Here is a 13,785-nt window from a genome sequence, read left to right as displayed (position 1 = left end):
CTCACACCTCGGGGTTGAGTTCTTTGCCGTACTCCCGGATAAATGCTTTTTGGTAGCCCTTGTACTCATAGGCCAGAGGCTTCTCCTTGGGGCAGTGGATGCACCAGAAATCCGCCTCCTGATTAGGCACCACCACTTTGTAACCAGCCCGCTGCATCTCCTTGCACAGAGATGTATCGTAAAGATGCCAGCCGGTGAAGATATCCTCCCGCCATTTTACATCATACTGGGTCGCAATAAATAGGCCGTCCACGGCTTCCACTTCCTGATACGCCCCTTCCGGCTCCCGGCAGTGGGAATCCACCACACTTTCCGGTTCACAAGCATGGAGCACCCGGCCATAGGTGCGCAGGCCATCCCACCATACCCCGCTAAGCGGCAGACTGCGGCAGCCGATAACGCCCACAGCCCCAACCGTTTTATCCGCAAAAATATGCAGTAAATCCGCCACGAGATGTTTATTGACCACCAGCGTATCCTGATGAAGATAGACCTTGTATTTGGCATCCGTGCGGGCCATCCCCGCATTATACCCCGCGCACATGGAATCTGCTCCTCGGACTGGAATAAACTCTGCCGTCATGCCCTCAGGTATCTGCAGGCTCTCCAAATAAAGACGGCACTCACTGTACCAGTCCTCACTGTTGACACAGGTGATAAAGGCAATCTTCTGTTCATCCACTTGATTATTCATTCTGCATCCCCTGCCATTCCTGCCAAAGTTCCTGCAAATAAGCAGCTTCTTCCTCACTGGTCACGTTGTTCCTTGCCCCTTGAAGCATCTGGCCAATTTCATACCGCTCCGCTGGCGAATGTGCCAGCAGTTCACGATAAAATTTTTTCGGATGGAATACCGCCTGCTTGATAAACGCCGCCGTATAATCGGCAAACAAACCAGTCTTACGATAGAACTGCCAAAACTCCCGGCAGTTTTGCTCCGGCTCCACGCCGTATTCAATACGATGCAGATATGTTGACAGCTGCCGCCGTTCCGCTTTACTGTACATGGACTTCAAGAGCGCCATTTCCGGCATGGACCTGTCTGCCCGCACCAGATAGAATTCCGTATTGATATCGTCCCCTTCGTTGTCAAAGCCCGCTGCCAAAAGCTTCTGCAAGGTCTTTTCATCCGCGGGACGCTTCTGCGGTTCCATAAAGACCATCTTATAATAGGAAGCGTAGAGCAAGCGCTCAAATTCCTGCCGGGCAAAGAGCCGCGCCACCACATTGTAGTAGTGGCCTGCGAGCAAATCCGTAAGCTGCGACCAATGACGGATATTGCGGAAACTGGTGAGAAAACTCCCCGTCTCCTTGAGAAAGCGGGAAAATCCTGCCGCAATGTCCTGGGGATGTCCGGCCTGTTCCAAAGTCAAATCCGAAATGATGTAATCAAAAAATTCCTTAGGGTAAGGCAGTGGTGCGTCCAGATAATTAACCTCCGTAAATTCCACGGAAAGACCCTGATAGTCCAGCATGGCATCCGTATCAGCGGTCACCGCATAGAGCTTAGCGCAGGGAAACATCCGGCGTAAATCCGGCAGATAACAGAGGCTTTCCACCACCAGAATCTTCAAGGATAATTCGCCCGGTTGTAAGAATTGCAACAATTCCGGCTTGATTTTTTCCGACACATCATCCACCTCCCCAATTTACATTCTATAATTATAACATATTTTCCTGCCCCCATGCCATTTACAGTCCGCACAAAAGGTGATAGGATAACTTTATAATTTTCAGCTATAAATTTAAGGAGTGATTTTTTGGACGGCGCTTCCCTGCGAATTCTCTATGTTGTAACGGATTTAATCATGCCCTTGGTGGTGGGGTATTTTATGCACCATCGCCATTGGATTTCCGATAATACCATCAACAAAGTCATCCGCTTCAACGTTATCTGCGTGTACACCACACTCTCCTTGCTGAGTTTCTGGGTACTCCCCCTGTCTTGGAACCTGCTGCTCGTGCCCCTGTTTGGCATGATGCTGGTACTGCTGCCAGGAGCTATCGGCTATGTCCTCTTTGCCCGGCGCATTGAAAATCTGTTGGACAGAGGCGCCTTTATTGCCAGCGCCATGCTCGCCAATCTTGGCACCCTGGGCGGGGTCTGTGCCTTTATCCTCTACAACGAGCAGGGCTACGCCTATTCCCAACTCATCGGCACCACCCAGAATTTTCTGCTCTGCGTCGTGGTATTTCCCATGGCTCAGTACTATTATCTGAAGCATACTTCCTCAGTCCGCAAGTCCAGCCCCGGCCACAGCTTCCGGGAAATGTTCTTTTCCATCAACCAGTTAAGCCTTTTGGGTATGGCCACCGGCCTGCTGCTCAATGCCAACGGCGTGGAACGCCCCCAGGAACTGGGCACCATCTTCCAAAGCCTCGTCCATATCGGCGCCTGGATTGCCATGCTGCCAGTGGGGTTCTTAATCGATTTCGGCAAAGTCCGGGAATATGCCCGAACAGTACGCACCCTGACATTGCTGCGCTTCGTCATCACCCCGGCCCTCTTTATCATCTTGACCTATCTTGTAGTAAGCGACCCCATCCTGCGGGGAACCCTCATCATTCTGACCTTCTGTCCCACCGCCATCAACGCGGTGCTGGCCGCCAAAATCTACAAACTCAATTACGATATAACCGTTTCTTCCTTCGTCATCACCACAGCCGCTTACCTCCTGCTAATCTTCCCACTGCTGTTCCTCTGTTTGCACTAAGCAACTACTATTGAAAAGGAACATCCACACATATAAGTTGCAGTATGTTAGTGCGTGCTGAAATATTTTTGTTACAGCTTAGTTTTGGCAGAGGTGGTAATACTTTTCGCCGTTGCACTAAATGACCCACAAGCAAATGTATGGACTTTTTAGTTACCTGCGCCGGGCAAGACCGGCGGCGCGTATGTTCAGCTCAATGTTTAGACTGTGCCGTTTGTGGGCCAGTCCTCACTGCGTTCGGACAGTCGTTCCACGGCGAAAAGCATCACCACCTCCGCCCTAAGCGACGTCCCTATAAAACGTAATTTTCGTGGAAACAAGTAACAAGCACATCGATGTTCTTGTAACGGGAGCAACGAGTTCGTGACAATTGTATTGGCCGTAGCTTGGGTCGGACGGGGGAGTGATTTTTCTGTAGGGAGCGACTGCCTGAACGAAGTGAAGGCCGGCCCCATGTATTCCCCAGCTAAGCAAATACGCTGAAAGCAGCGCCGTTGGCCTGCCCGGCGCGAATAACTGGACAGCTGTACTTTACGAAGGGGTCGTTTAGCGGAAAACAGAAAAATTACTCCCCCGTCCGGCCTCAAACTACGTATGAACAAGATACCTTTACCACGAACGCCCCAACAAACTGCCATTTACACAAAAAAGGAGCTATGAAAATTCATAGCTCCTGTATTTTTATATGGTGACACCTACGGGATTCGAACCCGTGAACCCGGCGTGAGAGGCCGGTGTCTTAACCGCTTGACGAAGGTGCCGATTGGTGACGCCTACGGGATTCGAACCCGTGAACCTGGCGTGAGAGGCCAGTGTCTTAACCGCTTGACGAAGGCGCCAAAAGCAACGCTATTGTTGCTGACTCAAATTATTATAGCACTACGCCGTAAGGTTGGCAAGGCTTTTTTGCAGACGCGCCAGAGAATTTTCCTTGCCCAGCACGGACAGGATTTCCGTAGCGCCGCCCGGCGTTACAGACTTACCGGCTACACCGATACGCAGTACCCACATCACGAGGCCCTTCTTGAGTTCCTGGGCAGCAATGTATTCTTCGAGTTTAGCGTAAAGGCTGTCGTTGTGCCAGTCTGCTTCGCTTACACCTTCCAAGAGTTCCACGAGTTTCGGCATGAGTTCAGCGGCCTTTTCCGGATTTACCTTGTTGCGCTTGTTGTTGTAGAGGTCAGCATCAAACGCCGGCATCTCCACGAGGAAGTCAATTTCGTCTTTGACATCGCTGAAGCGCTGTACGCGAGTCTTCAGGAGTGCGGCCACCATCTGCCAGTTCTTTTCGAGATAATCCGGCAGGTCCTCCACAAAGTCATGGGCGCGCTTAGCAAATTCTTCGTCGCTCATGGCCTTGAAGTATTCGCCATTAATCCAGCCCAGCTTATCATAGTCGAACACAGCCGGGGACTTGGACAGACCATCCAGTTCAAAGTGCGCAATGAGTTCTTCCATGGAGAAGATTTCCTGATTAGTGGTCTTGGGGTTCCAGCCCAGAAGTGCCACATAGTTCGTGATGGCTTCCGGCAGATAGCCCAGCTTCACCAAATCGTCAAAACTCGTTGCTCCATGACGCTTGGACAGCTTGGATACAGAACCGTCTTCATTCTTACCCATAACCGGTGCCAGATGAATGAAGGTCGGCACTTCCCAGCCATATGCTTCATAGAGCAGGATGTACTTCGGCGTGGACGTGATGAACTCAGCACCGCGCATGATATGGCTGATACCCATCAGATGGTCATCGATTACGTTGGCAAAGTTATAAGTCGGCATGCCATCACGCTTTAAGAGCACCTGGTCTTCCAATTCGGAGTTCGGAATGGTGATATTGCCATGGAGCACATCAAAGAACGTGGTCGAACCATCGAGCGGCATCTTCTGACGGATGACATACGGGTCGCCATTTTTCAGATGTTCTTCGATTACTGCAGCATTCAAATCGCGGCAGGTGCGGTCATAGCCGCCGAACTCACCGGCAGAATGGTCTTCGTCCGGGTCGCAGAAACAGTAATAAGCATGACCGGTCTTTACCAGTTCTTCGGCGTACTTCTTGTAGATGTCCATGCGCTCACTCTGCACATAGGGGCCGCAGTCACCGCCGATATCGGGGCCTTCATCCGGCACAATATGCGCCATTTCGAGCGTGCGGTTGATGAAATCCACCGCATCGGCCACATAACGCGTACGGTCGGTATCCTCAATACGCAGGATAAAATCACCCTTCTGTGCTTTGGCGTAGAGATAACCGTAAAGCGCCGTGCGCAGATTACCAATATGCATATAACCCGTAGGGCTCGGAGCAAAACGGGTACGAACCTTCTGACTCAATGAAATTTCCTCCTAAAAACTTACAATAAAAACGCTTAGCGTTTCAAGAACTGATACAAGGCACGGTACATCAGCATCGTGCTGACAGCACCGGGGTCTTCCACGCCGATGCTGCGCTCGCCTACGAGGCTGGCGCGGCCTTTTTTCGCGGGGATTTCCTTGGTGTAATTTACGCCGTCACCAGCGGCTTTGGAGGCTTCCTGCAGAACCTCAAAGAGATTCTTGTCTTCCACATTTTCCGGCAGGAAGCAGTCATGAATGGGAATCAGAGCATCCAAGATGGTCTTGTCGCCCTGTTCGGCACGGCCACGGGACTGAATCGCTTCAATGGCAGCTGCCAAAAGTTTTTCAAAGCTCTTGATGTTCATGCGGGTTTCTTCATCACATGCCTCACCAGCCTTGACGAAAGCTGCACCATAAAGCGGGCCTGCAGCGCCGCCTACATTCTGAATCAGCGCCTTGCCGATTTTAATCAGCACCGGGCCTGGCAGGCTGGTATCGTCCATCTCGTCCACTTTTTCCTGGGCAGCCCGAAAACCGCGGGCCATATTGAAGCCATGGTCACCGTCACCGGCCTTGGCATCAATATCCGACAGATAATCCTTCTGGGCAATGATGGCCGCAGCTACGGCATCAAAAGCGTCTTTAATTCTCGACATTTCAAAACTCCTTGCTTTGCAGTAAAGTAAAAAACGAAAAAACTCATTGATGGGGAAACAATGAGTCTATGGGGAAAAACATACCTATCCATTATAACACGCACAGTTCAAAGCGCAAGTGTGAATTGACAGAAATATAGGAATGAAGGAAAAACACGTTATAAATCACAGCTTCCCATATTGTAGCGCAATTCCTGATTCTTGACGCTGACTTTCGTTTCCGGCGGAACCGAATGGGTCAGGAACACATTGCCGCCGATGACCGAGCCTTTGCCAATCACCGTATCGCCGCCTAAGATAGATGCCCCGGAGTAAATGGTCACATTGTCCTCAATGGTCGGATGGCGCTTCTTGTTGAAGAGTTTCCGCCCCCCCGAGGTCGAAAGGGCCCCCAAGGTAACGCCCTGATAAATTTTCACATGCTCGCCGATTTCCGTGGTCTCGCCGATAACGATGCCCGTGCCATGGTCAATCATAAAATACTTACCAATGGTTGCGCCCGGATTGATGTCAATGCCCGTCTTGCTGTGCGCCAGTTCCGTCATAATGCGGGGAATCACTGGCACGTTGAGTTTGTAGAGCTCATGGGCAAAGCGGAACACCGTCACCGCATAGAGGCCGGGATAAGCAAAAATGATTTCATCGGCACTTTCCGCCGCCGGGTCACCATCAAAGAGCGCCTCCACATCCGTAGCCAAAAATTCGCGAATCTGGGGAATCTGCCGCAGAAAAGCCAGCGTAATACGCTGTGCTTCCGTCCGGGTTGCATCCAGTGTCTCCTCGTCGAGCTTCATGCCATAACGCAGGGCAATGGCAATCTGCTTGTTGAGACGAAAGGCGATATCCTCAATCACCATCGACAAATTGTTACGGATATCATAGATGCGGTAATGCGGGTCTTTGACATAACCGGGATAGGCCACTCGCGTGAGCTCCCCAATCAATTCATAGATGACCTTGGTATCCGGCTGATTGAATACATCCAGTTTGTCGATATGACGTTTTTTATCGTAATCGGCTAATATGTCCTGCGTAATGCTCTTGATATCCTGACCAATTATGTCCTGCATAGAGTTCTCCTTCTAACGTAATACACGAAGATGGTTTCGGCAGAATAAATTCTGCCGAAACCATCACTGTTATCTTGCTATTATGTTAGCATTGCAATTTTTTCCTGTCAAGACAGTTAAATCTTGAAGCGCTCTACAGAAGTTTCCATGCCTTCCGCCATTTCCGTAAGGCGGCGGCTGGCACTGGCAATCTCATTCATGGTAGCTGTCTGCTCCTCAGTAGCTGCCGATACGGTTTCTGCTTCGGATGCCACATTGCGGCTCATTTCACTAATCTTGTTGATGGCTTCCGCAATGGTGCTGGTATTGTTGGCCAGGCTTGCCACCGTGCGTTCCATTTCGTTGGTTTCATCCACTACCTGCTCAACCATGACGGCAATATCCTTGAAGCTGCTGCCTGCTCCATTAACGGCACCCACACCATTCTGCACCTGCGATACGCCATCCTGCATAACGGATACGGCATTGCGGGCTTTATCCTGAATGGAACCAATCAGGCTGGAGATTTCTCCTGCCGAGGAACTGGACTGTTCGGCCAGCTTTCTTACTTCATCGGCTACTACCGCGAAGCCCCGGCCATGTTCACCGGCACGGGCAGCTTCAATCGCCGCATTCAGTGCCAAGAGGTTCGTCTGTTCAGCAATTTCCGAGATGGCATCTACAATGGCGCCAATCTTATCGGATTCGCGGCCCAGTTCTTCAATAACCTGCGCGGACTGGCTGACGGACTGCTCAATGAGTTCCATCTGCTTCACGGCACCGGTTACTGCCTTTTCCCCGCTGTCAGCCTGGCCCTTGGCATCAGCGACCACCTGACCGGCATGTTCAATGGTTACCTTGAACCGCTCCATGCTCTGGGAGAGACTTTCGATATTGGTGCTGGCATTTTCCACTTCCGTGAACTGCTCGCTGCAAGCACCGGCCACGTTGACGATACTGTCTGCCACGGAGCCGCTGACTTCAGCGGACTGCTCGGAACTGTTGGTGAGCTGCTGGCAGGAAGCTGCTACCTGCTGGCTCGACTCGATAATCTGCCGCATCATGGTGCTGACCTCCGTCTGCACCTTGTGCAAGGCTCGGCTCATCTCACCGATTTCATCGGTACGATGGAAAACCTCTTCCAGTGAATTATCTTCCCGCAAGTCACCCGTCGCCATAACGCCCAGACGGTCGGTGACAATATGCAGGGGACCCACAATTGATTTTGCTGCCAGCATCCCCAAACCGGAGAAGATAGCCAGCAGAACGATATTGACGATGACCGTGTTAATCAGCGTGGCTTTGAATGCCTCGTCAGCAGCTGCCTGTTCTTCAGCAATGCGGCTGTCGATATAGTCAATCCAGACGCCCGTGCCCAGCACCCATTTATAAGGCTCAAAGGTTGTGGTGTAATTCCGCTTGGGCAGCGGCGTAGTCTCATTTGGTTTAGCGAACATCAAATCCGTATAGCCGCCGCCTTGCTTGCGGCCATTTTCAATCATTTCCTTGATGAACTGCTTGCCGGACGGGTCAGTCAAATTGATACGGGATTTTCCTTCCGTATCACGGCCCAGAAGCACCACATTGACCCCATCAAATGTGTCCACCCAGAAGTAGCCTTTGCCATCATCATAGCGCAGGTTGCGCACCAAATCTGCGGCCTGCTTTTGGGCCTGTTCTTCGGTGAGCTCACCCTTTTGCTGACGGTCATAGACCTGCTTGATAATGGAGATGGCGGTCTCCGTTTCGATTTTCAGTTCCCGCTCCACATCTGCCGTCATCGTCTGCCGCACCGAAGCAACCTGACGCTCCGATTCAGCTTTGAGATTCATGATAAATGCCGCACTTACGCAAATCGTAGTCAATACTGCGATGCCAATTACCATAATCACCATGCGTCCCTTTAGTGACATTTCTATCCCTCCAAATCCTCCTCACAATCATTTTATCCGCTATTTCTAGTGTGAATATTCGACACATTCTTATCCATTCCTGCAAAAATTATTCTCGTTTCAACATAATTTGCCGATACAAATTCTCCACATCCTGCATGTACATTTTGCTGTCCGTCAATTATAACCGCCATCTTTCAGATTTATCCCTGCCTCTCGGTAAAATCCTGTGGTATACTATAGCTAGACTTAACTGAATTGAGGAGGTTTTCATCATGCGTTTTGTTCGCGCGTTCGTTCCTGTTCTAACCATGGGCTGCCTGCTGCTGCCGATTACCGGCTGTGCCGCAGCGGTAAAGGATACGCCTGTGTCTCAGCGCACCATCGCGGGGCGTCCTTCCTTCCCCGACAAAATGCCCGGCGAAATCAATAAACGGGCTATTTCCTCCGTGCATTTCCGCTGTGCACCGGCCTTTGATGAGCCCATGATGGCCGTAGACGAAAATCCCGAATCCATCACCATTATGGGAACTGCCGAAGCCAGCCAGGAGCAGATGATTGCCTTCATCAAACAGCGCAATACCACACCGAAGCTCAACTGCTCCGTGGAAGAAATCGTAAACTACTACTATCAGGAAGCCGGCGCCGAAGGTGTCCGTCCTGATGTGGCTCTTTGTCAGGCTTTGAAGGAAACCGGCTTTTTTGCCTATGGCGGTGATGTGTCCCCCCAGCAAAATAATTTCTGCGGCTTAGGTGCCACAGGAAACCATGAACCCGGCCATAGCTTTGCCACGCCCCAACTTGGCGTCCGTGCCCATATCCAGCACCTGCTGGCCTACGCCAAGTACAAACCGCCAGTGCAGGCACTGGTTGACCCTCGCTATCAGCATGTGGTACAGAATCGTCCCGACCTTCACGGCAAGGTGCTGACCTGGACGAAACTCAACGGCAACTGGGCTGTTCCAGGAAAAAATTACGGTCAGGAAATCCTGATGCTCTGGCGCGAAGCCCAAGTCCCTGACGGTTCCTCTGCCTCCTTACAGGCCGCCCAGAAAAAAGTCAGCAAGGCTCCGGATGAAGCTGCCAACCTGATTTACCGTGGTATTGTCTACTACAACCGGGATGATTTTAAGAACGCCCAAGCCGATTTTGCCGCTGCCCATAAGTTCAAGCCCCAATCCGATGAAGCTCTCTTCAATCTGGCCATCACTGCCGAAAAGCTCGGCGACAAAAAGGCTGCACGCAAGGCCTATGATGAACTGCTCACCCTGCAGCCCAACAATAATCGGGCCTGGTACAACCGCGCCCTGCTCCGCTACCAAAGCAAGGACTATGACGGCGCCCTCTCTGACCTGCAGAAGCTCTTAAAAATCGAAGAACGCTCTGCCGACGCTCAGAATCTTATCGGCCTTTGCCATATCGGGCAAAAAAAATACGACAAAGCCTGGGAAGACTTTGCCGCCGCCGGTAAAATAAACTCTGCCAACATGAATGTGCTGGCCAATCAGTTTATTATCATGGCATGTTTGAAATAAAAAAGGTATAATGAAAAGAAACAACTATCAAAGGAGACTTTAACATGGCTTTTATTGAACCGAATCCCATTCAGGCAACCAACAAGGCAGATGGCAATGGCACCATCACCATCGTAAAACTCTTGACGCCGGAAGAACTCGACGGCAAGTGCGATATGTACGCCAAGGTTATCATCCCGCCCCTCTGCTCCATCGGCGTGCATGAACATCACGGCAACACGGAGACTTACCACATTCTCTCCGGCACGGCCCTCTACAACGACAATGGCAAAGAAGTAACCATCGGCGCAGGTAGCACCACCTTCTGCCCCGACGGCGAAAAACACGGCATCGCCAACCCCTCCAAGACCGAGGATTTGGTGTTTATGGCTTTGATTATCAAGAAATAATAACAACAAAAATGAGGCCTCGAAAGAGGCCTCATTTTTGTTGTTCTCCATCCTTTCGGCGAGCCAGCAGGAACACCGTGCCCAGAATAAGCGCTGTCCCGAGCACATCCATCAAGCCAAAGCTGGCCCCCAGAAACATCATGGAAAAGATTATGGCCGCCAGCGGTTCCAGAGAGCCCAGCATTCCCGCTTCCGCTGGCTGAATGTATTTTATACTGCCTAAGTAACAGCCAAAGGCCACCACAGTGCCAAATACAATAATATAAGCATAGATAAGCGCAGCCATATCATTCCAGCTGCCGGAAAACTGCCAAGGAGGACAGATACCCGACAGTGCTAGACCTCCCAAGAGCATCCCCCAGCCCACCACCAGCGTGGGACGCCATTTGCGAATCAGCCGCTTGGGCTGCATGGTATAAAAGGCCGCCGCCACAGCCGAAGCCAGCCCCCAAAACAGAGCCAACGGACTGATGGCCAGGGAGTCCAGACTGCCATGGGTAACCAGCAGAATCGTCCCGCCCACAGCCATGGCCGCGCACAGAATTTCCAGATACTGCGGAAAGCGGCGGACAGTAATGGCCGTATATCCCACGATGATGATGGGCATCAGGTACTGCAACACCGCCGCAGCCGCCGCATTTCCCTCTTTGATACAGGCAAAATAAGTATATTGCACCGCCAGCATCCCCAAAATAGAAAAGAGCAGAATCTCCTTGGCATCTTTCCTGTCTGTCCAAACGCAGAAAATGTTTTCTTTATAAAGGCAGATATCTGCCGCCAAAAAAATCACGCCGGCCAGCAGCATCCGTGACACCACCAGCCATTCCGTAGAAAAGCCGCAATCCTGCAGCAGATACTGTCCGGCTACGCCGCTGCCGCCCCACATAGAAGCGCCCAGGCACACCATTAAGAGTCCTTTATTCCGTTCCTTCAAGCTTATTCCCGCTTTCTTCTTAGAGCTGTCTTTATTCATTCAGCGCTCCAGCCAGCCGTTCGGCAAGCAGAGTATAACGCTTGCGGGTGCGGTCATTCTCCACGGCGGTATTGAGAGCCGCCTTCGTGCCCAGGAGAATCACCTGCTTGCTGGCCCGGGTTACGGCAGTATAGAGCAGATTTCTCTGCAGCATGATGTAATGGCCAGCCGTTAAGGGCAGGATAATGACGGGATACTCACTGCCCTGACTCTTATGCACACTCATGGCATAGGCCAGCTGCAGTTCTACCAGCTCATTCTTCTCGTAATCCACCTCTAAATCCTCGCTGAATTTTACCGTGAGGTGGTCGGCCTCCACAGCGGTGATAAAACCGATATCTCCGTTAAAGACCATTTTCGTGTAGTTGTTCTTGGTCTGCATGACCTTGTCATGCAGGCGGAAGGTACGGATGCTGTTCTTGTACTCCGCCTTATACGCGGCAGGCGGATTAAGCGCTGCCTGCAATAGCTTGTTGAGATTTTCCACGCCGCATTCCTGCCGGTGCATAGGCGAGAGCACCTGCACATCCGTCAGGGGATTCCATCCCTGCTTTGGCAGGACTTCCACGCAGAGGCGCACGATATTTTTCGCCACCTCAGCAGGGTCAGCAATTTCCCAGAACTGAAAATCTCCCGCCGGCTTGCAGATGGGCAGACGGCCGGCATTAATGGCATGGGCATTGAGGACGATGGTGCTCTCTTCATCCTGACGGTAAACTTCCGTCAGGCGTACCGAAGGAATGGCCTCGGAGCGCAGAATGTCCTTGAGCACCGAGCCGGGACCTACGGCGGGCAGCTGGTCCACGTCGCCCACGAGAATTACATGACAGCCATCGGGCACAGCGTCCAAAAAATGTTGCATAAGCACGATATCCATCATGGACACCTCATCGAGGATGATGGCATCGGCCTCTAACTGCTCGTCTGCGTCCTTGGCAAACATGGAGGAGCCATCATCCTGCCGTCCTCCCTGTGCTTCGAGCATGCGGTGCACCGTCATGGTCTTGCGGCCCGTGGCTTCCGCCAAACGCTTAGCGGCGCGTCCTGTGGGCGCCCCCAACAGGATTTCGAGGCCAGCCATTTCCAGCATATCAATCATGCCGCGCACTACGGTGGTCTTGCCTGTACCGGGGCCACCCGTGAGCACCAGAATGCCATGCGTCAGCGCCGCAACCATGGCTTCTTTTTGTGCCTTGGCCAAATCAAGCCCTGTCATTTCCTCCCAGTGCGCCACCAGCCCCTCAGGATTTTCCACGTTGAGCACATCGGCATAACGCTGCAGATATAGGAGCTTGCGGGCAACTTTTTTCTCGGCCCGATAGAGATAGGGCGAATAGATAAGCGTCGTTCCGCCGACGGATTCCACGGCTAAGCGTTGGAGCTTGAGCTGTTTTTTGAGTACCTCGCCCACGCGCAATTGGTCTACCCGCAGGAGTTTGGCAGTACGTTCAATCAGGGGCTGTTCGGGAATACAGCAGTGCCCATTGGTGGAAATCTGCTGCAGGGCGTAGTCAATACCGGCCGCCACGCGGTTTTCGTCATCCCCTGCCAGGCCGAGGCTGGCGGCAATGGCATCCGCGGTGGCAAAGCCAATGCCCTCCACCTCCTGCGCCAGCTTATAGGGATGATTTTCCAATACATCCAAGGCAAAGGAACTGTACTTCTTGAAAATCCGCGCCGCAAGAGCACCCGAAACATTATGACTTTCGAGCCAGAGCATGATTTCCCGCAGCTCCGATTGCGCAGTATAGGAGGCTACGATTTTTTCTGCGGTCTTTTTGCCAATGCCCTCCACCGTTTCCAACAACTTGGGCTTCTGCTCAATCACATCCAAGGTGTCCGCACCGAACTTAGCCACCAGACGTTTGGCCATGGCAGGGCCAATGCCATCAATGACACCGGAAGCCAGGAAGCGTTCAATGCCCTCCACACTGGTAGGCGCTTCCAGACGGATGCTTACGGCCTTAAATTGCTGACCGAAACGGGGATGGGTGACCCAGCTCCCCGTCAGATGGACCTGCTGCCCCACCAAGGGCGGTTCACTGCTGACGGTCACGCTGACCCGGCTGTTCTGTCCGGTTGGCTGCAGACGGAACACCGCAAACTTGCCATCCTCGCTGGCAAAGATAATGCTGTCCACCAGACCTTCGAGTTCTTCCTGTACAGTTCCCGGGGCAAAGCCCAGCGCCATCTGTTCGTTGTTGTTAGCCATAACTTTACTCCCTCCTTCTGTAAAGCAA

General features: G+C 52.1%; 11 protein-coding genes and 2 tRNA genes. 3 read left to right on the top strand and 10 right to left on the bottom strand.

Translation table 11 applies throughout. The features are described from left to right. Position 1 precedes the first annotated feature (1 nt). Positions 2-694, bottom strand: coding sequence for a glycosyltransferase family protein (locus T320_RS13170; protein WP_037356817.1), 693 nt, complete (start codon positions 692-694; stop codon positions 2-4). Further along, positions 687-1,631, bottom strand: a complete 945-nt coding sequence (locus T320_RS13165) for a class I SAM-dependent methyltransferase (RefSeq protein WP_037356815.1) — start codon at positions 1,629-1,631, stop codon at positions 687-689. The genes T320_RS13170 and T320_RS13165 overlap by 8 nt, the downstream gene beginning before the upstream one ends. 129 nt (positions 1,632-1,760) lie before the next feature. Between T320_RS13165 and T320_RS13160 the strand changes: the two genes are divergently transcribed. Further along, positions 1,761-2,714 carry an AEC family transporter gene (locus T320_RS13160; protein WP_037356813.1) on the top strand — a complete coding sequence of 318 codons (954 nt, stop codon included), beginning with the start codon at positions 1,761-1,763 and terminating at the stop codon, positions 2,712-2,714. Positions 2,715-3,400: 686 nt separating this feature from the next. Here the strand turns inward: T320_RS13160 and T320_RS13155 are convergent. From T320_RS13155 to T320_RS13130, 6 genes are all read right to left on the bottom strand, one after another. Next, a tRNA-Glu gene (locus T320_RS13155) sits at positions 3,401-3,475 on the bottom strand. 3 nt (positions 3,476-3,478) lie between these two features. Further along, positions 3,479-3,553 (bottom strand) — tRNA-Glu (locus tag T320_RS13150). A 40-nt stretch (positions 3,554-3,593) separates the two neighbouring features. After that, complete coding sequence (gene gltX / locus T320_RS13145; protein ID WP_026760062.1) at positions 3,594-5,048, bottom strand: glutamate--tRNA ligase; 1,455 nt, start codon at positions 5,046-5,048, stop codon at positions 3,594-3,596. Positions 5,049-5,083: 35 nt separating this feature from the next. Beyond that, positions 5,084-5,707, bottom strand: a complete 624-nt coding sequence (gene dhaL, locus T320_RS13140) for a dihydroxyacetone kinase subunit DhaL (protein WP_026760061.1) — start codon at positions 5,705-5,707, stop codon at positions 5,084-5,086. Positions 5,708-5,865: 158 nt separating this feature from the next. Next, positions 5,866-6,777, bottom strand: a complete 912-nt coding sequence (locus tag T320_RS13135) for a serine O-acetyltransferase (protein WP_037356806.1) — start codon at positions 6,775-6,777, stop codon at positions 5,866-5,868. 116 nt (positions 6,778-6,893) lie between these two features. Continuing rightward, positions 6,894-8,669 (bottom strand): methyl-accepting chemotaxis protein, encoded by a 1,776-nt coding sequence (locus tag T320_RS13130; protein WP_037356803.1) that lies wholly within the window; start codon positions 8,667-8,669, stop codon positions 6,894-6,896. Positions 8,670-8,923: 254 nt separating this feature from the next. Between T320_RS13130 and T320_RS13125 the strand changes: the two genes are divergently transcribed. Then, positions 8,924-10,183 carry a glucosaminidase domain-containing protein gene (locus tag T320_RS13125; RefSeq protein ID WP_037356800.1) on the top strand — a complete coding sequence of 420 codons (1,260 nt, stop codon included), beginning with the start codon at positions 8,924-8,926 and terminating at the stop codon, positions 10,181-10,183. Positions 10,184-10,227: 44 nt separating this feature from the next. Further along, positions 10,228-10,572 carry a cupin domain-containing protein gene (locus tag T320_RS13120; RefSeq protein ID WP_026760058.1) on the top strand — a complete coding sequence of 115 codons (345 nt, stop codon included), beginning with the start codon at positions 10,228-10,230 and terminating at the stop codon, positions 10,570-10,572. 31 nt (positions 10,573-10,603) lie between these two features. On the opposite strand, the gene T320_RS13115 is transcribed toward T320_RS13120, so the two are convergent. Next, a complete protein-coding gene (locus T320_RS13115) occupies positions 10,604-11,545 on the bottom strand; it encodes a DMT family transporter (protein WP_051598504.1) in 942 nt (313 codons plus the stop codon). After that, positions 11,538-13,757 carry an SF1B family DNA helicase RecD2 gene (locus T320_RS13110; RefSeq protein ID WP_081824844.1) on the bottom strand — a complete coding sequence of 740 codons (2,220 nt, stop codon included), beginning with the start codon at positions 13,755-13,757 and terminating at the stop codon, positions 11,538-11,540. Before T320_RS13110 ends, T320_RS13115 begins: the two co-directional genes overlap by 8 nt. Between the last annotated feature and the right edge of the window lie 28 nt (positions 13,758-13,785).

It is taken from the genome of Selenomonas sp. FC4001, assembly GCF_000701565.1.
Lineage (GTDB): Bacteria > Bacillota > Negativicutes > Selenomonadales > Selenomonadaceae > Selenomonas_A > Selenomonas_A ruminantium_B.
Note: the sequence above shows the minus strand (reverse complement) of the source record. Positions and strands in the feature narration are given on the sequence as shown.

Coding starts and splice junctions, on each gene's coding strand:
- T320_RS13170 (WP_037356817.1), bottom strand. CDS start 694: ATGAATAATCAAGTGGATGAACAGAAGATTGCCTTTATCACCTGTGTC.
- dhaL (WP_026760061.1), bottom strand. CDS start 5,707: ATGTCGAGAATTAAAGACGCTTTTGATGCCGTAGCTGCGGCCATCATT.
- T320_RS13135 (WP_037356806.1), bottom strand. CDS start 6,777: ATGCAGGACATAATTGGTCAGGATATCAAGAGCATTACGCAGGACATA.
- T320_RS13130 (WP_037356803.1), bottom strand. CDS start 8,669: ATGTCACTAAAGGGACGCATGGTGATTATGGTAATTGGCATCGCAGTA.
- T320_RS13125 (WP_037356800.1), top strand. CDS start 8,924: ATGCGTTTTGTTCGCGCGTTCGTTCCTGTTCTAACCATGGGCTGCCTG.
- T320_RS13120 (WP_026760058.1), top strand. CDS start 10,228: ATGGCTTTTATTGAACCGAATCCCATTCAGGCAACCAACAAGGCAGAT.
- T320_RS13115 (WP_051598504.1), bottom strand. CDS start 11,545: ATGAATAAAGACAGCTCTAAGAAGAAAGCGGGAATAAGCTTGAAGGAA.
- T320_RS13110 (WP_081824844.1), bottom strand. CDS start 13,757: ATGGCTAACAACAACGAACAGATGGCGCTGGGCTTTGCCCCGGGAACT.